Below are 19,583 nucleotides of genomic sequence, written 5' to 3'. Positions count from 1 at the left end.
GGTTCTGCCAGCTCCCGGTGGCCGACTCGAAGCGCTGCCACTGCCACCACGCCAAGCCGACGCAAGCAACCAGCGACACGACACAGAGAGCGACGATCCCCACCCGGCGAGCCATCACTCCGCCATTCACACCACCGACGCCAACACCCACGCCGGGCGGGCCGTTCGCTCGAGGTGCTCAGGCGGCGTCGGTGACGATCGTGGCGGCGACAGCGGTGGGATACGGGATGGTCAGCCCGCCCTCCCGCATGCCTTCCAGGTGCACCTCGATGGCCTTCGCCATCTCGGCGATGGCCAAGGCCTCGCTGTCCCCGGCGGCGACACATCCCGGTAGGTCGGGGCACCACGCACCGAAACCGCCGTCCTCGGCCCGCTGCACCAACACCGCGTACCTGAACACATCGACCCCTTCCGGCTCATCGAACGTATGTTCGCATCATAGCGGATCCGGCCGCGCCGTGGTTGCGGCGTCGGCGCCGAGCGCGGCCTCAACCGAAGTCGACGGAGTCGGTGGTCACCGTCCCCGCGTGCCGTCCGGGAGCGGTGTGGTTCTGCCAGTAGAGGTTGGTGTGGTCGATGACCTTGTCGGGTGTGGGGGCGCCCCACTGGCTGAGGTCCTCGGTGGTGTGCGCATCGCCGACGAGCGTCGCGTCGTAGCCTCGGACGATCGCTCCGTGGAGCGTGGACCGGATGCATTCGTCGGTCTGCGCCCCGGCGACGATCAGGCGCCCTACCATGCGCTCGGCGAGCACGGCCTCGAGGTCGGTGTCCTCGAAGGAGTCGCCGTACCGCTTGTGGACCACCGGCTCGGACCCTTCCCGGGTGAGCTCGGGAACGTAACGCCAGCCGTCGCTGCCCCTGGGCATGTCGTCGGAGGAGTGCTGCACCCACACCACGGGCACGTTCTCGGCTCTGGCCTTGTCCACCAGGACGGCGATGTTGGCGATGACACCGTCACGGTTGTGCGCGCCGGCCGTGTTGCCGTTCTGGACGTCGATGACGAGTAGCGCGGTGTTCGGGCGTCCGGTCAGGATGGTCATGACGCTCCTCAGCGTTGGGTTCTGCGTGCACCCACGTTATGCGCGACCACCGACAGTCCGCGGCCTCGTCAGTCCTGGGACAGTGCGGTGCGGGCGTAGCCGTCGGCCAGGCCGAAGACCTTCTGGCCGTACGGGACGGAGTTGTTGTACGAGAACACCGCCGCCCACCAGTCCGCCGGGACTGCCAGGTCGCGGTCGCCCGCGCACAGGTAGCGAGCCGCCGACAGGGCGGCGTCGTCGATCTGCTGGGGGTCCCCCCGGCCGTCCAGGTTCGCGTCGGAGGCCCAGCGGCGCCAGGTCGACGGGATGAACTGCATCGGGCCCACCGCCCGGTCGGCAGCGGGGTCGCCGTCGAACCGGCCGCCGTCGGTGTCGGAGATCGACCGCACGCCCGAGGAGCCGTTCAGCGGCACACCGACGATCGGCTTCGACGGGCGGCCGTCCTCGCCGAGCACCGCGCCGCCGTACTGGCCGTGGTTCGACTCGATGCGGCCGATCCCGGCCAGCGTCGCCCAGGAGAGGTGGCAGCCGGGGTCGGCGTCGCGCTGGACGAGCTCGGCGTTGCCGTAGGCCATCAGAGCCCTGGCCGGGACGCCGGTCGGGTCGGCCAGCCGGTCCGCCCAGGTACGGAGCGGGTCCACGCCGGCCTGGGGACGGGCCTGGGGATCGGCGGCGGCACCGGGGTCCGTAGCCGGGGCCACGGCGCCGGGCTCGACGTCGGCGACGGGAACCTGGTCGGCGGGGACCTCCGGGCGGGGCGGGCCGGCCTCCGGGGAGGTCGCGACCCGCAGCAACAGCACACCGCCGCCGGCCATCGCGAGGATGAGAAGGACGACACCGAGCCGGACGAGCACGCCGAGCGAACGGCGCGGCGATGCGGGCTCGGCGTCATTCACACAAGGTCAACGACGCCGCCTGCACAACGTTACTGAGCCGACCCGGCCACCCGACTCGTGGATCATCGCGTACGGGTCAACGTGGCTCGCAGAGCCTCCCGCCGACCAAACGCAACCTCAGGGGACCGTGACGGCACCCGACCACCAACCACCCGAGGTCCGCACCGTCCGCTGGAGCGCAACCAACACTTTGAAATCCGGGGAGGCGGACTAGCGGCGCTAGGCGGAACGGCGCTCGTTCTGCCGCTGCAGGCGCGCGACGCACCACGCGGGCGCGCTGCCCTTGCGCAGGTGCTGCAGCACGGTGAGCGGGCCGAGCCTGCGGCCCAGGTCGGACGGCGCCAAGCCGGCCGCGCGGTAGTCGAGCGCACGCTGGTCGAGCGGGCTGATGCCGGCGTCCCACCACTCCTTGGCCTCGGCGAGGCCGCCGACCATCTGCCACCAGCCCGCGGCGGCCGAGATGAGCTCGGCGGGCACCTCGGGCAACCGCTCACGCATGGCGGCGAAGAAGCGCGGATCCGTGGCCTCGACGGCCGCCCATGGAGAGTTGCCCCCGCGGGCCCGCTGGCCGGGGATCCCGGTCGTCGGCTGCACCGGCACGTCCGCGAGCCACTCGGACGCGATCCTGTTGATCTCGTCCGACTCGGCGGCCTTCGAGTGGTCCTCGGTCCACTGCCGCACCAGGTCATCAACGCCGGGATCGTCGAGCATCCTGCCTCCTCGAGAGAACCTGCGGACCAGCCCCGCGAAAGTCGATGCGGGAACCGTAAAGGCCGGCACCGACAGTTCGCCAGACCTGATCTCGTGGAAACCTCGCTAGCTGGGCTGAATGGCCGAGAATCCACCCGTACGGTCCAATGTGGCTCAAGATCCGGGCACACACCGTCACGTTCCGTGAGCTACTCATCAGCAGGCATGCGAACACGCCGCCGGGCTCGCGTGCCCTGGCGGCGTGTGTCGGTCGGATCGGTCAGGCGAAGAGGTTCCGCATGAAGGTGATGATCGCCTCGGCGCCGTCCTTGAGCCAGCCGAGGAGGCCCTGCACCGCCTCGGCGGCCTGGGTGGGCTGCGTGATCACATAGAACAGCACCAGCGCCACGGCCACGAGGATGATGGCCTTTTTCGCGTCCACTGCAACTCCGTCCGCCTGCTACCCCACCGCCGGTCGCATACCCGGCAGCCTGTGCCCGTGGCGTCATCGTGCTCCACGTCAGCCGTGTTCGCAGTGACTTTCACACCGATGGCGGGCCTCAGCTTACGGTGCGTGCAGCACGACGCACAGCACTCTATGTCGTATTCACCCGATCATCGAGGAGACACGCCATGATCGAGACAGTCCGTGTCGAGCGGGTCGGACCGGTCACAACGGTCCTGCTCAACCGCCCGGAGGCACGCAACGCGGTCGACGGCGCCACCGCCGCCGCACTCGCGGACGCCTTCCGCTCGTTCGACGCGGACGACTCGGCCGGCGTGGCGGTGCTGGCGGGCGTCGGTCCGTCGTTCTGCGCGGGGGCCGATCTCAAGGCGGTGGGTACCGATCGAGGGAACCGGACGGTCGCGGACGGCGACGGGCCGATGGGGCCGACCCGCATGACCCTCGGCAAGCCGGTCATCGCGGCGGTCAGCGGGCACGCCGTGGCCGGTGGCCTGGAGCTCGCGCTCTGGTGCGACCTGCGGGTGGCGGACACGACGGCCGTGTTCGGGGTGTTCTGCCGGCGCTGGGGCGTGCCGCTGGTCGACGGCGGCACGGTGCGGCTGCCCCGGCTGATCGGGCAGAGCCGGGCGATGGACATGATCCTCACCGGCCGGCCGGTCGACGCGGACGAGGCGCTCGCGATCGGGCTGGCGAACCGGGTGGTGCCGGCCGGTGAGGCCCGCGCGGCGGCCGAGGAGCTGGCCGCCCGGCTGGCGGCCTTCCCGCAGGCCTGCATGCGCTCGGACCGGGCGTCCGCGCTGGCCCAGTGGGGCGGGACCGGGGAAGCCGCGATGGCCACCGAGTTCAGCCACGGCACCGGCGTGCTGGCCGGTGCGTTGTCGGGCGCGGCGCGCTTCTCGGCCGGCGCGGGCCGGCACGGCTCGTTCGGCTGACCGACTCGCGGGTCCTGAATGTCGGACTCGCGGGTCCTGAGCGTTGGACTCGCGGGTCGTGGTGGCGTCCAGGACACCGGTGACGGTGAGTCATGCGATCACCCCGTCCGCCCGCATCCGCTCGATGTCGTCGGGCGCGTAGCCCAGTGCGGACAGCACCTCCGTGGTGTCCGAGCGCGGCTCGCGCGGCCGCGTCGGCGGGTCCGCCGGGGTGCGGTCGAACTTGGGTGCGGGCGCGGGCTGGGTGTGCCCGTCGAGCGCGACGAACGTGCCGCGGGCGACGTTGTGCGGGTGCTCGGCCGCCTCCTCCGGGGTGAGCACGGCGGTCAGGCACGCGTCGGTGCCGGCCGCCCGCTCCGCCCACTCGTCCCGGGTGCGGGTGCGGAACACCGCGGCCAACTTCTCCCGCACCGCCGGCCACCGGTTCTTGTCCAGCCGCCCGGCGACCTCCTCCTGGTCGACCTCCATGACCTTCAGCAGCGCCGCCCAGAACCGCTCCTCGATCGCCCCGACCGCCACGTACCTGCCGTCGGACGCCTCATAGGTGTCGTAGAACGGCGCGCCGCCGTCGAGCATGTTGCCGCCGCGCCCGCCGTTCCACAGCCCGATGTTGCGCAGCCCGTGCATGCCTGCGGTGAGCAGCGCCGAACCGTCCACCATGGACGCGTCGACCACCTGGCCGCGGCCGGACGCCCCGCGTTCCACGAGCGCCGCGAGCACACCCATCGCCAGCAGCAGCCCGCCGCCGCCGAAGTCGCCGATGAGGTTCAGCGGCGGCACCGGCCGCTCCCCCGCCCGCCCGATCGGCTCGAGCGCGCCGGCGAGGCCGATGTAGTTGATGTCGTGCCCCGCGGCCTGCGCAAGCGGACCGTCCTGGCCCCAGCCGGTGATCCGGCCGTAGACCAGCCGCGGGTTGCGCTCGAGGCACACCTCCGGTCCGATGCCGAGCCGCTCGGTGACGCCCGGCCGGAACCCCTCGATCAGCACGTCGGCCCCGTCGATCAGCCGCAGCACCACGTCCCGCCCCTCGGGCGACTTGGTGTCCACGCCGATCCAGCGGCGGCTGCGGGAGAGCGGGTCGTGCGGGAACGCCAGCACGTCGAACCCCGGCTTGGCCCGGTCGACCCGGACCACCTCGGCCCCGAGGTCGGCGAGCACCGTGGTCGCGAACGGCGCTGGCGCGAGCCCCGCTAGCTCGACGACCTTGAGCCCGGTGAGCGGTCCGGCCATCGATTTCCTCCTGGGTGGTTGCGGCTCACAGCGTACGAGAGATGATCTCCTTCATGATCTCGTTCGTGCCGCCGAAGATCCGCTGCACCCGCGCGGACGTCCAGGCCCGGGAGATCGGGTACTCGGTCATGTAGCCGTAGCCGCCGAACAGCTGCAGGCACTCGTCGGCCACCCGGGACAGCCGGTCGGTCGTCCACCACTTGACCATCGCGGCGCCGGTGACGTCGAGCTCGCCCTCGAGGTGGCGCTCGATGCACTGGTCGAGGAACGCCTTGCACACGGCGACCTCGGTCGCGCACTCGGCGAGGGTGAACTTGGTGTTCTGGAACGTGAAGATCTCCCGGCCGAACGCGGTGCGCTCCTTGGTGTAGGCGATGGTCTGCTCGACCGCCGCCTCCATCGCGGCCACCGCGGACACGGCGATGATCAGCCGCTCCTGGGGCAGCTGCTGCATCAGCTGGACGAAGCCGAGGCCCTCCTGGCCGCCGAGCAGGTTCTCGACCGGCACCCGGACGTCGTCGAAGAACAGCTCGGCGGTGTCCTGGCCCTTCATGCCGACCTTGTCGAGGATCCGGCCGCGGCGGAAGCCTTCGGCGTCCTCGGTCTCGAGCACGACGAGCGACACGCCCTTCGCGGTCTCCTCGGGGTTCGTCTTGGCCACCACGATGATCAGCTCGGCCTGGGCGCCGTTGGTGATGAACGTCTTGGCGCCGTTGAGAACGAAGTGGTCGCCGTCCTTGATCGCCTTGGTCTTCACGTTCTGCAGGTCCGACCCGGTACCCGGCTCGGTCATCGCGATCGCGCCGACCAGCTCGCCGGACGCGAGCTTGGGCAGCCACCGCTTCTTCTGGTCCTCGGTGCCGCAGGAGTTGACGTAGTGGGCCACGATGCCGCTGTGCACGGCGTTGCCCCACGCGTCGTCGCCGGCCTTGGCCTCCTCCTCCAGCAGGATCGCCTCGTGCGCGAACGTGCCGCCGCCCCCGCCGTACTCCTCGGGGATGGACAGGCACAGCAGGCCGACCTCGCCCGCCTTGTGCCACAGCTCCCGGTCCACCTGCTTGGCCTGCGACCAGCGCTCGTGGTTCGGCGCGAGCTCCTTCTGGCAGAACGCGTGCGCGAGCTCGCGGAAGGCGTCGAGATCGGCCTTGTTCTCGCCTTCGAGCCAGGACGAGCGCTGGGTGAGCGGCATGTGGGCTCCAAAAACAATCCGGATGGCATGTAAAGTCTTGGCCGAATGTACATGCGTGCAGGTCTGCACGTAAAGCATAGGGAGAGCGCCATGGCGACTCCGACCACGCGACCGCACCGGACCCAGCAGGAGCGCAGCGAGCGGACGAGGGAGCTGCTGCTCGACGCGACGATCTCCTGCCTGGTCGAGCTCGGCTACGCGCGGACGACGGTGCAGGAGATCTGCCGGCGGGCCGGGCTTTCCCGGGGCGCGCAGCAGCACCACTTCACGACCAAGGCCGAGCTGATGACGAGCGCGCTGGAGCACCTGTTCGAGCGGCTCGGCGAGGAGATCGTCACCGCGACGTCGCGGCTGCCGCCGGGGCCGCAGCGGCTGGACGAGGGCATCGACCTGCTGTGGCGGGCGTACTCCGGGACGCTGTCGACGGCCGCGGTGGAGCTGTGGGTGGCCGCGCGGACCGACGAGGAGCTGCGGCGGAGCCTCCTGCCGGTGGACCGGGAGCTCGGCCACCAGACGCTGGAGTTCTACCGGCGGATCGCGGGCCCGGGGGTGGACGAGCGGCAGCTGCAGACGTTGTTGCTGCTCACCGTGAACCTGGTCCGGGGCCTGGCGCTCGACGCGATGATCGGCGGGGACGCCGCGCGGCGGACCGCGTTGCTGGCGGAGTGGAAGACCCTGGTTCTCGCGCGGTATCGCTGAGCCGGGCGGCATGGTTATGACGGTTGGCCCGGCCCTCGCTCGGGCCAACCGCCACTACGCATAAAGAGGGAACCGAGCGCGGAACGTGACGTTTGCGCTCGCAACGTATTTTGCTCAGTCGGCAACCTGCCACGCCTCGTCGCTGCGGTAGTAGTCGGCGATCTCGTCGGCGGCGAGCCGGTCCGCGTCGCGCCAGGGGCCGATGGAGTCGAGCTCGTCGATGTCGACCCAGTGCGACTCGTCGTAGACGTACATGTTGGGCCGCGGGTCGCCGAGGGTGATGTCGAAGCTCGCCTCGCTCGGGAACTGGCAGCGCCAGATCCGCAGGGTCGCGTCGGTGCCCACGTCGTCGGAGTCGCGCCAGGCGAGGATCGCGCGGTCGCCGAGGATCCGGTCGACGCAGTTGACGTTCACGCCGAACTCGGTGGTGAACTCGCGTTGCAGCGCGGCGCGCTCGTCCTCGTCGGCGCGCAGCTGGTCGCCGGGCAGCTCCCAGTAGCCGGACATCGACGCCGGCTGCGAGCGGCGTGCGACGAAGAGCCGGTTGTCCCGGATGATGGCCGCGCCCGCCACGATTACGTCCATCAGGTGAGTACCTCAGCTCGCGCGGTTTAGGGCCAGCGGCGCGCAGGACGGCGGCCGGGCGGGTTCGCCCGCCCGCCGGGGCAGCTAGTTGGGACCTTCCGGGCACCTGTGTTGGTGATCACTGGCATCATGCGTGCCGTGACTCAGCCGCCTGCGCGTCCCCCGTTCCCGCCGCCGCACCCGATGCGCCTGCCCGGCCCCGTGCCACCGAGGCCCGCCCCGCGCCGGGGCGTCGTCGCCGGCGTGCTCGCCGGGATGTTCGCGCTGGCTGCCGCGGGCCTGTCGATCGGCGGCGTCTTCGCCGTCGTCCACACGCTCAGCAACACCCACCGCGACGACTCGGGCGCGAACTTCGGCTACGACATCACCTGGTGGGGGCGGAAGTACCCGCGCGGGAGCGAGTTCGTCCAGAACCAGGACTCGCTCAGCGGGCTCGCCCCGCTGAGCGCGGCCGCGATCCTGCTGCTGGGCGCGGTGTTCGTGTTCGTCGCGGCCAACTCCGGGCGCCTGCTGACCGCGAGCCGGTCGGTCCTGTCGCTGGGCAGCGGCCTCCTCGCCGGAGCGGTGTTCCTGCAGTTGCTGGGGACGCTGCAGGACATGTCGGTGTGGAACGAGGAGGAGCTGGACCCGGGCGAGAGCATCGAGTTCACCGCTTCGCTCGGTCTGTGGCTGCCGCTGGGCGGGGTGCTCCTCGCGGCCGTGGCGGCCGTGCTGGCCCACGTCGGCCGGCGCGCGGCGGCGGTACGCGTGGAGCCCAACACACCGCGGATGGGTTTCCCGATGCCGTACGGCCCGGGCGGTCCGGTGCCGGGGCAGCAGCCGACCGGGCCCGGGCAGCCGGGGCACTCGACCGGTCAGTACCAGGCGGTGGGCACGTCGACGGGCCAGCACCCGGTGGTGGGCGCGCCGGCAGAGCAGCCGCCGTCGCCACCCGAGGCTTCCGCGGTCGGTCCCGACGCGCCGACCGTCGCTCCCCCGGCGGTAGGCGCCGAGGCGGCGGCCGCCCACGCGGCGGCACCCATCGCGTCGCGCCTGGACGACGAGTCCACTCCGGACGCTGACATAACCCAACGCACGACGGTGATGCCTCCGCCCGCCCCACCGGCACCGGACGCCCCGACGGTGGCCCCGCCGCCGGCCCGGAGCCAGGCCCCCGCCGCCTCGGCACCGGAGGCCGCTCCGGCATCGGAGGCCTCGGCCGCACGTCGCACCCCGCCCGCGCCCGCCGCAGCGGTGTCGCCGACTGTTCCGGCCCCACCGGCCGTGTCGGCCACGCCCACTCCGCCGAGCCCACCAGCCGAGCCTGCCGCGCCGGCGAGCCCGGCTCCGTCGACCGAGCCGGCATCGCCGGAACCGGCTACGGAGGCGGCGCCGCCCGCGACCCCGGCACCCTCCACCTCGGACACTCCGGCGGACCAGCCGGCGCCGGGATCCTCCGGTCTGCTCAACCTCCCCGCCGCTCCCCCGGCGCCCGAGCTGGCCGCCGAGGAGAAGAAGAAGGGCAAGTAGCGGCGCCAACCCGCGCCCGGTGGCCCTTGCCCTGAACGACGCGTTCGGGGCGCCCACCGTCCTGAACGTAGCGCCCGCGGGCCGCGGGCGTTGGACACGCGGGTCCTGGGCGTTGGACTCGCGGGTGCGGCTGGGCTTGGTGGTGGGAAATCGTCCGACCAGCGGTCCGATCGGGCAGGACTTGGAGATAGGGGCTGTCCCGGAGCCCCCGGCTGCGGGATGATCGTCGGGTGTTCGGCCCGGCGGGCGCGCGGCGTGTACCCGCCTCGCTCCTACTGCTCACCCTCGCCCTTTTCGGGGTGGCCGGCTGGTGTGTCTGGTCCCGCGCGGAGGCGCCCACCGACGGCACCACGGTCAGCCCCGCGAACAGTGCCGTCTCCATCGGCCGGATCATCGTCTCCGACCGGGAGCCGGGGACGCCGTTCGAGCTGGGCGACGAGATCGTCGCCATCGGCGGGGTCGAGCTCAGGCAGCACGCCACGCAGCTGCCGGGCGGCGACAGCGTCCATGTAGGTGACACCGTCGAGTACGAGGTCATCCGGGACGGCGAACGAAGGACACTGCGAGTAGAGCTGCGGCACTACCCCGTCCTGGACGGCGTGGCCGGCTGGTGGCCGATGCTCCTCGTCGTCGCCCTCCTGCTCGCCACCTCGGTGACCGTGCTCTGGGCGCGGCCGAAGGACCCGGCCGCCAGGGCCGCGCTCATGACCTCCTCGATCGGGATCGTCGCCACGGTCGGGGCGGGGTTCTTCCCGCTCGCGGCCATCGACCTCGTCGCCGGGTACCAGTTCTGGCGGTGGTACACCGGCGAGCTGGCGTTCGCCCTCCTGTGGGGCGCGGTGCTGCACTTCGCGCTCGCGTTCCCGGCCGTCACCCGCTCCAGGAACCAGCACCGGCTGCGCGTCGCGGCGGCCTATCTCGGCACGCTCGCCCTGTACGGCGTCGCCTGGGCGGTCGCGTTCGTCGCGTTCGACGATCCGATCGAGCGGATGTACGCGGTCGTGGCGCCCGTGCTGGTGAACCTCTACGTCTACCCCGTGCTCATCGCCGTCCTGCTCATCCGCAAGTACCTGCGGCAGACCGACGAGCGCACCCGCCGCCCGCTGCTGTGGCTCATCGCCTCGCTCATCGCCAGCACCGGCGCGTACTTCGCCGTCTGGGTCGTCCCGGTGATCGCCACCGGCCGGCCGGTCGTGCCGTACGAGTACCAGGCCCTGCCGTTCGCGGCCGTCCCGATCGCGATGGCCGCCGCGGTGCTGCGCTACCGGGCGCTCAACGTCGAGGTCGCGGTCAGCCGCTCGCTCGTCTACGGCACCTTGTCCGCGGGAGCCATCGGGCTCTACGTCGCCCTCGTCAGCGCGCTCTCGCTGGTGTTCCCGCCGATCGACGAGATCTGGCAGCAGGCCGCGGTCGCCGCGACGATCGCCGTGCTGGTGCAGCCGTTCCGCATCAAGCTCCAGACGTTGATCAACAAGCGGCTCTACGGCGAGCGCGACGACCCCTACCGGGTGGTGTCCGCGCTCGCGTCCCGGCTGGAGAACACGCCGACCGCGTCGACGATGCTGCCGGAGATCGTCGAGACCGTCGCGGCCGCGCTGCGCCTTCCCTACATCGCCATCGAGATCCAGGCCCGCGGTCGCAGCGAGACCGCGGCGAGCGTCGGCACGCTCACCGGCGACCCGCACCGGATGCCGCTGACCTTCCACGGCGAGCGCGTCGGCAACCTCGTGATCGGCAAACGGTCGCAACGCGAGCTGACCCGCCCGGACCGCATCGCGCTCGCCGAGGTCGCCCGGCACGCCGGCGCCGCCGTCTACACCGCCCGGCTCACCCGGGACCTGCGCCGCAGCCGCGACCGGCTGGTCCGCGCCCGCGAGATGGAGCGCCGCAGGATCCTCCACGAGCTGCACGACGGCGTCGGCCCGACGCTCGCCGCGGTCGCGCTCGGGTTGGACGTCAGCCGCCGCACGGTCGGCGAGACGACCCCGACCGGCGAGCTGCTCGGCCGGCTGCGCGACGAGCTGCAGGCCGCGATCGTCGAGATCCGCCGGATGGCGCACGGGCTGCGGCCGCCGGTGCTCGACCGGATCGGGCTGATCCCGGCGATCCGCGAGTACGCGGGCGCGCTCGCCAGCCGGACCGCGGGGGCCGAGGTGGACGGTGTGACGATCGTGCTGGAGGTCCCGTCCACCATGCCGAAGCTGCCGGCGCCGGTGGACGTCGCCGCGTACCGGATCATCTGCGAGGCGCTCACCAACGTGACCCGGCACGCGGCGGCCAGCTCGTGCGCGGTGCGCCTGTGGATCGACGACGACCTGCACATCGAGGTCGTCGACGACGGGATCGGCTTGCCCGTCGCGGCGTCGAACGGGTCCAAGGGCGGCGTCGGGCTGTCCTCGATGCGCGAGCGCGCGACCGAGCTCGGCGGTGAGTGCCTGGTCGAAGCCGATCATGACGGCGGAACCCGGGTCTTCGCTACGCTTCCCTTGCCGAAGGAGGGCAGCTGATGAACGCGAGGCTTCGCGCACTCGTCGTCGACGACCACCCGCTGTTCCGCTTCGGGCTGTGCACGGTGCTCGCCCAGGAGCCGACGATCGAGGTCGTCGGTGAGGCCGCCAACGGCCGGGACGCGGTCAGCGCCGCGCGCGCCTTCCAGCCGGACGTCGTGGTGATGGACCTGCACCTGCCGGACATCGACGGCATCGAGGCCACCCGGCAGATCGTCAACGAGCGGCCGGACACCGGGATCGTCGTGCTCACCATGTTCAACGACACCGAGTCGGTGTTCGCCGCGATGCGCGCCGGTGCCCGTGGCTACCTGCTGAAGGGGTCGGGCCAGGAGGAGATCATCCGCGCGGTGCACGCGGTCGGCCGCGGCGAGGCGATCTTCGGTCCGGACATCGCCACCCGGGTGATCGGCTTCTTCAACACCGGACCGACCACTTCGGACCCGATCTTCCCGGAGCTGACGTCCCGGGAGCGCGAGGTGCTGGCGCTGATCGCGGACGGCGAGAGCAACTCGACCATCGCGCGACGGCTGTCGCTGTCCCCGAAGACCGTGCGCAACCACGTGTCGAGCATCTTCACCAAGCTCCAGGTCGCGGACCGAGCCCAGGCGATCGTCCGCGCCCGCAAGGCCGGCTTCGGGGAGACACAGTCCTGACCGGACGCCTGCCCGACCGGGCAAAGGCGGGACACCGGTCCCATGTGCTCGGGACGCCGGTTCGGGCACTCTTCACTCCGCGCGGGCTTCGACGTGCTGGGCGTCGGGTCGGGGGCGTGTGAGGAGAGCGGAAACCACATGTTGGAGCAGAACAGAATTCCGGTCGTCGTGCGGGCGACCGACCCGATCCTGCAGAACGGCGTGCAGATGGCGTTGCGCACCCGGCAGGAGGTCTGGCTGGTCGACGAGGAGGGCGCGGCACCGGAGGCCGTCGCGCTGGTCGTCACCGACCGGTTCGACGAGCGGGCCGGCCAGTTGTTGCGGACGCTGCAGGTGCGGGGCTTCGCACGGGTCGTGCTGATCGCGGGCGAGCTGGAGGACACCGAGATCCTGACCGCGGTCGAGGGCGGCGTCTGCGCCGTCGCGCGGCGGGCCGACGCCACACCGGACGTCCTGGTCCGGCTCATCAAGGCCGCGTCAGCGGGCGAAGGCGCGCTGCCGCCGGACCTGCTGGGCCGGCTGCTCAACCGGGTGTCCCGGCTGCAGCGGCACGTGCTCGAGCCGCGGGGGCTGCACCTGGCGGGCATCACCAACCGGGAGACCGAGGTGCTGCGGCTGGTGGCGTCGGGACTGTCCACGAAGGAGATCGCGGACAAGCTCTGCTACTCCCAGCGGACGGTGAAGAGCATCCTGCACGACGTGACCAACCGGTTCCAGCTGCGCAACCGGTCCCACGCGGTGGCATACGCGCTGCGCGAAGGTCTCATCTAGGCGGAGGAACGAGAGGAAGAGGGCGGGTCCCGCACTCCGGGGACCCGCCCTCTTCGTTGTGGGGGAACAGGATCAGCCCGCGCTCGGGCCGGACAGGCGGCCGGAGAAGGACACCGCCGGGGTGCAGTCGCCGTCGGCCGGTGCGGGTGCGCCCGGCGCCTGGCAGCTCACCTGGATCTTCAGCGGGGCGCCGGGGCCGAACGTCCACGGCTCCAGGAAGTGGTAGTCCAGGTCCCGGAAGTTGGCCAGGCCCACCTCAAGCAGCACGTCGTTGCCGCGCAGGATGCGCAGCCGGCCGGCGTCACCTTGGGGGTTCTGCATGATGATGTCGGTGATCACGAGCGTCTTGTCGGCCGGGATGACGCCATTGGGCACGCCGAAGTTCTCGAACGCCTCGGGGTTCGGGTCGGCCGCGGCGCCGGTGGTGATCCGGAAGTCCACAGCGGACCCGGACGCGATGTTCACCCCGTCCTGGGTGGTGGTCGCGCCGCGCGCGCCGCCGTTGTTGGCGCCGGCCGCGCCGGCCGCCGTGGCCGCCTCGGCCGCCTGCTTCTGCGCGGCCGCGGACTGCTCCTCCGCGGCGACCGCCTTGCGCTCGGCCAGGTCGACCTGCTCCTGCATGTCGGCCTGCACCTCCTCGGCCGCGGCCTTGCCCGCCTCGCGGGCCGCGGTCTGCACGGTCGGGCGGACCAGCGTGAACCACAGCACGGTGAGCACCGCGGCCAACGCCACCAACGCGACTGCCGCGGGGAGCAGCCACTTCGGCAGCAGCTGCTGCTGCACGACCGTGCCGTTGGCGGTGATCGGCGGCAGGTCCCCGGACACGGCCGTGACCACGAACGGGTGCCTGCGCTCGTTGCCGCGCAGGAACCGGTCGTGGGGCTTGGCCCGCAGCTTGAGGAACGCGGAGGTCCCCGGCTGCACCATCAGCGAGCTGTGGTCCAGGGTGAGCCTGAGCTGCTCCTCCGGATCGTCGGTGACGACGTCCACCCCGATGGGGTAGTTGCCGGAGTTGTCGACCACGACCTCGTGGACGGCCTTGCTGCGGCATTTCGACGACTTCGGCGTCAGCTCGACCTGCAGGTCGGTGAACGGCGCGACATCGATCGCGCCCTCCTCGACCGACGAACCGCCCGGCTCCTCGCGCGACAGCACCCGGACCCCGAACGGCATCGGGCCGGCGAGCACGGATGCGTCGCGTGGCGGCGCGAACCGAACGGTGGCCTCGCCGTCCTGTCCCGGCATCAGGTTCATGACGCGCGGGACGACCTCGACCCACTCCCGTGCGTCCCCGACAATGTCCAAACTGAACTGGTCGACGAGCGTTCCGTTGTTCCGCACCAGGACCTTGGCCTCGATCGACTCACCCGGGGTTACGGACAGCTGCTTGCTCGCCATCGACGTGGTGGCTCCCATGCCAAGGAAGTGTGGGAACTCCTGGCCACGACTGCAGGCTGCGAACGGGTGCGTGCCGGGGCGGCGCACGCTGCCCGATGGGGCGCGCCGAGGCGTCCACTACGCCACCCGCCGGTCGGGACCGGCCCGGCGCGATCCGCCATAGGTTCAGGCGCGGTGAACCACGCCTGGAGGTCCGTCGTGCCCAAGTCATTCCGCACCAGCCGAACCCTCGCCGTGACAGTCGCGGTGTCGTTGCTCGGTGTTTCCACGACCGTACTGCTCGCGGCCGCCGGCGGCCCGTCCGCGAAGGCGGCGGCCGCCCCCGGCGCGACGGTGCGCGCGAGCGTGCCGGACGAGCAGAACGGGCCGGAGAGCGACGGCCGCGGATACCAGCAGGAGCTGTCCGCGGACGGCACCGCCGTGGCGTTCACCAGCCGCGCCCAGCTGGACAACCTGCGGAACTGGGTCGGTGACGCCACCTTCCAGGCCGTCTACGTGCGGGACCTGGCCCGCAACCGGACGGTCATGATCAGCCGCGGCCAGTTCGTCCGCCCGGCGCCGCCGAGCTACCCGCCGATCACCCCGCCGCCGACCACGACCACCGCGGTGATCAAGTACGGCGCGGACCGGCCGCTGGACCTCAGCGCGCGCGGCGCGCAGCCGACGGGCGAGCCCGAGCTCGACTTCGGCGAGACGGCGCCGGACGGGGCCAGCTACCAGCCGACGATCTCCGCGGACGGCCGGTACGTGGCGTTCGTGACCGAGGCGACGAACATCCTCGAGGCCGACGACGACGAGGACCACGACATCCTGATCTGCGACCGCGATCCGGACGGGGACGGCGACTTCGACGAGAACAAGGACGACGGCGAGCGCGACTACCGCTACCTCAAGGTCACCGAGCCGGTCCTGACCGGCGTCGAGTTCCCGACCCGGATCGACGAGGTGTCCAAGCCGAGGATCTCCGACGACGCGAGCCGCATCGTGTGGCAGGACGAGGTGTACACCGGCGACAGCACGAGCTCCCGGGCGAAGACGGCGGTGCTGCGGACGGTGCCGGGCGGCCCGGTCACCGAGCCCGCCGAGGCCCAGCTCGTCGACGGCCTGTTCCCCGGCGCCCGCCGGCTCTACGAGCAGATCGACCCGGACGTGTCCGGCGACGGCCGCTACATCGTGTTCGCCGGCCTGTACTCGGTGCCGGACCCGGAAAGCGACGGGTCCCACGACGTCTACGCGATCGTGCGGAACGAGGCGGGCACCCGCACCAACGTGCGGGTCGACCTCGACGTGGACCTCTCCCCCGTCAGCGAGAACCACGACGTGCTGACCTCCCACCCGGCGATCTCCGGCGACGGCACGGAGCTCGCGTTCACCGCGGAGGCGGTGAACTTCGAGGGCCCCCTGCGCCAGCCGAACGTCTACGTGGTGCGGCTGGACGGTCGGGCGGCGCCGGTCGACTCGGTGATCGTGTCCCGGGACAACACGGGGGCGCTCATGAACGGCAGCTCCCCCGCCCTGTCCGCCGACGGCCGGTTCGTCGCGTTCGTGACCGACGCGCTGGGCGCACACGACGGCGTGGACGCGGCCGAGACGCGCAGCTGCCTACGCTGGAACAACACGACCTACGCCGGGGCGCCGATGCTCGACCTCGCGGGCGTGCCACCGCACGAGGACGCCCGGGACATCCGGACCACCTGCCAGGTCGTCGTGCGCGACCTGGCGACCGATCGGGAGCGGCTGCAGGCCGAGCAGAAGAGGCTCCCGGGCACGCTCGCGTCGAACGGGGTCGGCGAGTGCGGGGAGAGCGGGTCGTGTGCGGGCAACGACGACAGCACCCCCTTCTCCGGGGTCCCGTCGCCGTCGTTGTCCCTCGACGGGTCGGCGGTGGCGTTCGACTCGAACGCGACGAACCTGGTGCCGGACGAGACGGACGACAACGAGGCGACCGACGTGTTCGTGCGGACGTTCCGGCCCGAGCTCCGGGCGGACCCGGACCCGCTCGACTTCGGTGACGTCATCGTCGACGAGACGTTCGCGCAGACGGTGCGGTTCGACCACGTCGGCATCGGGCCGCTGGTCGTCGACTCGGTGCAGATCACCGGGGACGACGCGGCCTCGTTCGTGCTCGGGGCGACCACCTGCGTCGGCGAGGGGATCGTGCTGCAGCAGGCCGGAAGCTGCCTGGTGTCTGTGGAGTTCGCGCCCACGGAGGAGGGCGAGCGGAGCGCCGTGCTGCACGTGGTCCTGCCTGACGAGCGGGAGTTCACCGTGGACCTGCGGGGCACCGGCACGCTCGAGCCGACGACGCCGGACCCGGACGACCCGTCCGGCCCGGCACGCTTCGCCGCCGGGCCGGACCCGCTCGACTTCGGGGAGCGGCTGCCGCTGTCCACCGGTCCACGGTCGACGGTGACGGTGGTCAACCGTGGCGGGTCGCCGATGACGGTCGGCACGGTGACGGTCGAGCCGCCGGTGGCCCGCGCCCACTTCACGGTGGCCGCGAACACCTGCACGGCACCGCTCCCGGCCGGCGGGTCGTGCACGGTGTCGGTGGCCTTCTCCCCCCAGCAGACCACGGACCTGACCGGTGCGCTGCAGTTCATGGACGACACGCCCGGCGCGCCGCACCTCGTCGGGCTGCGCGGCAGCGGGACCGAGCCGGCGATCGAGCTCTCTCCCGCCGTCTCGCCGCCGGGGCGGGTGATCACCGTGACCGGCACCGGGTTCGCGCCGGGCCACCGGATGGTGACCACCGTCCCCGGGGCGGTGCAGACCGGCCCGGTCACCGTCGCGGCGGACGGCACGTTCCGCGGTGGTCTGCTGATCCTGTCCAAGGCGACGATCGGCAGTTTCCCGGTGATCGCGAAGGTCGCCGACGCGGTCACGGTCAACGCGCAGAAGCAACTGCTGATCGTGACGCCGACGGTGAGCCCCGCGGACTTCGTGGTCCGCGGCTAGGTCGTGTCTCGTGGATCTTGGTCGATGGGATTCGTGATCCAGCTGTCTCCTGGCAAGGCGGCGGAAGGTCGCTCATACCGGGTTGTATTCGGGCCTTTCGACAACGCGGCCAGGGGACAGCTGGGCGCGAATACCACGATCCAAGATCCGCGAGACATGGCCTAGGCTGTCACGCGAGGAACTCGAGCACCAGGCGGGCGAACTCCTCGGGCGCGTTCTCGTGCACGAGGTGACCGACCGGGATCTCCGCCACCGAGGCCGCCGGCATCGCGCCGGCGGCCTCGGCCACGCGGGCCGGGTCGACATGGCTGGCCGGGCCGCCGCTGATCCACAGCGTCGGCGTGGTGACGCGGGCGATGCCCTGCCACCACGCGGGGTCCGGCGCGCGGGCCGCGCGCCGGATCGGGGCGACCACCCGCCAGTCGAACGGCGGGTTCTCCGGTCTCTCGGGCGGGTTCTCGTCGGGGAGCGCGGGGCCCGCGCGCGGTGGGGTGGGCGGGTCCTCGACGACCAGCCTGCGGACCCTGTCCGGATGGCGCCCGGCGAGCGTGGACGCGACATGCCCGCCCATCGAGTGACCGACGAGGTCGACCCGCTCGTGCTCGTGTCGGTCCAGGAACGCGAGGACGTCGGCGACCATCGCGTCGAACGTGTACTCGCCGGGGTGCGGGCTGGCGCCGTGGCCGCGGAGGTCCAGGGCGATGGCATGCCGGCCGGTGGCGGCGAGCCGGTCGGCGAACCTGTTCCAGGTGGTGGCGTCCTCGCCCAGGGCGTGCAACAGCACGACCGGCGGCCCGTCGGGACCGCCGGTGCTGCGGTGGCTCAGCGGTACGGTCACCTTCGCGACCGTACCTCCTATGTCTTCTCGAAGAACTCCAGTTCGGTGAGAGCGAACTCGTTGCCGGCCATCGACTTGAACGTCCCCGTCACGTGGATCTCCACGCTGGAGGCGCCGTCGCCGTTCTCGATCTCGAGGGTCTGCGGGTCGGGGGCGTCCTGGAGGGTGACGTCGGTGGTCTTGCCCGTGGAGAACACCAGGTGCAGCTTCTGCGCCCGGGCCCGCCCCTTGAAGTTCTCCTTCTGTCCGTTGTGGACGATTAGCCGGGCGAGATCGACCTGGCGGCCGAAGGTGACCTCGATGACCGGCTCCTGCTTGCCGTCGGCGGGCGCGGCCCATGCGGTGTCGGACGCGCCGTCGAGCGCCTGCTCGGCCGGGAAGTCCTCGAGCTGCAACGGCGCGACGGGTGGCTCGGATGCGTGCACCGGCTCGTAGGTCGGGAAGAAGATGCCCTCCACGCCGGACTTCACCTCGATCGCGCGCTCGTTCACCCAGCCGCGGAACGGCGCGAACACGCCGTACGCGATGCCCGCGAGCAGCACGACGACCGACACGACCCGGCGGATGAGCTTGAACGTCGCGCTGACGAACACGCCGGTCTTCGACTTGCCGCCGCGGCCGCGGCGCTTGGGCCGATCGCCGGACCTGCGGACCTTCGCGCCTCTGCGCGGAAGGAGCTTGCGCCACCACGGTGTCCTGACGATCTCGGCGGTGGCGAGCGAGGTCCCGCAGCGGCTGCAGAACTTGCGGGTCTGGGCGTTGCCCTCGCCGCAGTCGCCACAGACGAGGTCGCCGGGCTGCAGCTTCCTACTCGGCGGCTGCCGGCGCACGGTGGGCGCCTTCTTCCGCGCCTCCTGCGGGACGACGGACTCGGGCTGGGTGGCGGTGGCCTTGCCGTCGAGCGGGGTCACGAGCTCCCTGGCCTCGGCCACACCGGCCTTCGGCGGGGCAGGAGGCAGTGGAGGCCCGGCCGCCGGCCCCGCGGCCGCTCCACCTGGCGGCGGAGCCGGGGGCTTGGGCGCGGGCGGGAGCGCCGGTGGAGCGGGAGGGGCGGCCACCCCGCCTGATGCCACGCCGGGCGGCGGTGGTGGTGGTGGTGCGGGCGCGCCGCCACCAGCTGCCGCCGGTGGCTTGGGAGCGCCGGGCGGCGGCGGCGGTGGCTTCGGTGCTCCGCCCGTGGCGGCGGAGGCGGCGGAGGTGCCCCAGGGCCCTTCGCGCC

General features: G+C 72.1%; 19 protein-coding genes. 8 read left to right on the top strand and 11 right to left on the bottom strand.

What is annotated here, in order from left to right:
- Positions 1-178 precede the first annotated feature (178 nt).
- From GEV28_RS34265 to GEV28_RS34245, 5 genes are all read right to left on the bottom strand, one after another.
- Positions 179-400 (bottom strand): type II toxin-antitoxin system HicB family antitoxin, encoded by a 222-nt coding sequence (locus tag GEV28_RS34265; RefSeq protein WP_291417134.1) that lies wholly within the window; start codon positions 398-400, stop codon positions 179-181.
- A gap of 88 nt (positions 401-488) precedes the next feature.
- Positions 489-1,040: an isochorismatase family protein gene (locus GEV28_RS34260; RefSeq protein WP_291417132.1), complete on the bottom strand. Its 552-nt coding sequence runs from the start codon at positions 1,038-1,040 to the stop codon at positions 489-491.
- Positions 1,041-1,108: 68 nt separating this feature from the next.
- Positions 1,109-1,936 carry a lytic transglycosylase domain-containing protein gene (locus GEV28_RS34255; RefSeq protein WP_291417130.1) on the bottom strand — a complete coding sequence of 276 codons (828 nt, stop codon included), beginning with the start codon at positions 1,934-1,936 and terminating at the stop codon, positions 1,109-1,111.
- 219 nt (positions 1,937-2,155) lie between these two features.
- Entirely contained in the window at positions 2,156-2,647 is a 492-nt protein-coding gene (locus GEV28_RS34250) for a helix-turn-helix transcriptional regulator (protein ID WP_291417128.1), read from the bottom strand.
- 259 nt (positions 2,648-2,906) lie between these two features.
- A complete protein-coding gene (locus tag GEV28_RS34245; protein ID WP_291417126.1) occupies positions 2,907-3,068 on the bottom strand; it encodes a hypothetical protein in 162 nt (53 codons plus the stop codon).
- Positions 3,069-3,259: 191 nt separating this feature from the next.
- Between GEV28_RS34245 and GEV28_RS34240 the strand changes: the two genes are divergently transcribed.
- The gene (locus GEV28_RS34240; protein ID WP_291417125.1) at positions 3,260-4,024 is read left to right on the top strand and encodes a crotonase/enoyl-CoA hydratase family protein; all 765 of its coding nucleotides are present in this window, start codon (positions 3,260-3,262) and stop codon (positions 4,022-4,024) included.
- Between the two features lie 90 nt (positions 4,025-4,114).
- On the opposite strand, the gene GEV28_RS34235 is transcribed toward GEV28_RS34240, so the two are convergent.
- Together GEV28_RS34235 and GEV28_RS34230 are read right to left on the bottom strand one after the other, a co-directional pair.
- The gene (locus GEV28_RS34235) at positions 4,115-5,254 is read right to left on the bottom strand and encodes a CaiB/BaiF CoA-transferase family protein (protein WP_291417124.1); all 1,140 of its coding nucleotides are present in this window, start codon (positions 5,252-5,254) and stop codon (positions 4,115-4,117) included.
- A gap of 25 nt (positions 5,255-5,279) precedes the next feature.
- Complete coding sequence (locus GEV28_RS34230) at positions 5,280-6,443, bottom strand: acyl-CoA dehydrogenase family protein (RefSeq protein ID WP_291417122.1); 1,164 nt, start codon at positions 6,441-6,443, stop codon at positions 5,280-5,282.
- A gap of 90 nt (positions 6,444-6,533) precedes the next feature.
- Between GEV28_RS34230 and GEV28_RS34225 the strand changes: the two genes are divergently transcribed.
- Entirely contained in the window at positions 6,534-7,142 is a 609-nt protein-coding gene (locus tag GEV28_RS34225) for a TetR/AcrR family transcriptional regulator (protein ID WP_291417119.1), read from the top strand.
- Positions 7,143-7,256: 114 nt separating this feature from the next.
- On the opposite strand, the gene GEV28_RS34220 is transcribed toward GEV28_RS34225, so the two are convergent.
- Positions 7,257-7,727 carry an NUDIX domain-containing protein gene (locus GEV28_RS34220; protein WP_291417118.1) on the bottom strand — a complete coding sequence of 157 codons (471 nt, stop codon included), beginning with the start codon at positions 7,725-7,727 and terminating at the stop codon, positions 7,257-7,259.
- A 138-nt stretch (positions 7,728-7,865) separates the two neighbouring features.
- Between GEV28_RS34220 and GEV28_RS34215 the strand changes: the two genes are divergently transcribed.
- The 4 genes from GEV28_RS34215 (at position 7,866) to GEV28_RS34200 (ending at position 13,170) form a co-directional block, all read left to right on the top strand.
- Complete coding sequence (locus tag GEV28_RS34215) at positions 7,866-9,236, top strand: hypothetical protein (RefSeq protein ID WP_291417116.1); 1,371 nt, start codon at positions 7,866-7,868, stop codon at positions 9,234-9,236.
- Between the two features lie 230 nt (positions 9,237-9,466).
- Complete coding sequence (locus tag GEV28_RS34210) at positions 9,467-11,743, top strand: ATP-binding protein (protein ID WP_291417114.1); 2,277 nt, start codon at positions 9,467-9,469, stop codon at positions 11,741-11,743.
- The gene (locus GEV28_RS34205; protein ID WP_291417112.1) at positions 11,743-12,399 is read left to right on the top strand and encodes a response regulator transcription factor; all 657 of its coding nucleotides are present in this window, start codon (positions 11,743-11,745) and stop codon (positions 12,397-12,399) included. The genes GEV28_RS34210 and GEV28_RS34205 overlap by 1 nt, the downstream gene beginning before the upstream one ends.
- 138 nt (positions 12,400-12,537) lie before the next feature.
- Positions 12,538-13,170, top strand: a complete 633-nt coding sequence (locus GEV28_RS34200) for a response regulator transcription factor (protein ID WP_291417110.1) — start codon at positions 12,538-12,540, stop codon at positions 13,168-13,170.
- Positions 13,171-13,242: 72 nt separating this feature from the next.
- Here GEV28_RS34200 and GEV28_RS34195 read toward each other — a convergent pair whose 3' ends face one another.
- Entirely contained in the window at positions 13,243-14,586 is a 1,344-nt protein-coding gene (locus GEV28_RS34195) for a hypothetical protein (protein WP_291417108.1), read from the bottom strand.
- A gap of 180 nt (positions 14,587-14,766) precedes the next feature.
- Between GEV28_RS34195 and GEV28_RS34190 the strand changes: the two genes are divergently transcribed.
- The gene (locus GEV28_RS34190) at positions 14,767-17,526 is read left to right on the top strand and encodes a choice-of-anchor D domain-containing protein (protein ID WP_291417106.1); all 2,760 of its coding nucleotides are present in this window, start codon (positions 14,767-14,769) and stop codon (positions 17,524-17,526) included.
- A 169-nt stretch (positions 17,527-17,695) separates the two neighbouring features.
- Here GEV28_RS34190 and GEV28_RS34185 read toward each other — a convergent pair whose 3' ends face one another.
- Both GEV28_RS34185 and GEV28_RS34180 read right to left on the bottom strand, forming a co-directional pair.
- A complete protein-coding gene (locus tag GEV28_RS34185; RefSeq protein ID WP_291417104.1) occupies positions 17,696-18,364 on the bottom strand; it encodes an alpha/beta fold hydrolase in 669 nt (222 codons plus the stop codon).
- 17 nt (positions 18,365-18,381) lie between these two features.
- The gene (locus GEV28_RS34180; protein WP_291417103.1) at positions 18,382-19,275 is read right to left on the bottom strand and encodes a zinc ribbon domain-containing protein; all 894 of its coding nucleotides are present in this window, start codon (positions 19,273-19,275) and stop codon (positions 18,382-18,384) included.
- 125 nt (positions 19,276-19,400) lie between these two features.
- Here GEV28_RS34180 and GEV28_RS34175 point away from each other — a divergent pair.
- The coding region (locus tag GEV28_RS34175; RefSeq protein WP_291417101.1) for a hypothetical protein at positions 19,401-19,583 on the top strand (183 nt) is incomplete at its 3' end.

The sequence above is a fragment of the Actinophytocola sp. genome (genome assembly GCF_009379765.1).
In the GTDB taxonomy this organism is placed as follows: Bacteria; Actinomycetota; Actinomycetes; order Mycobacteriales; family Pseudonocardiaceae; genus Actinophytocola.
This window is presented reverse-complemented; position numbering and strand designations above follow the sequence as displayed.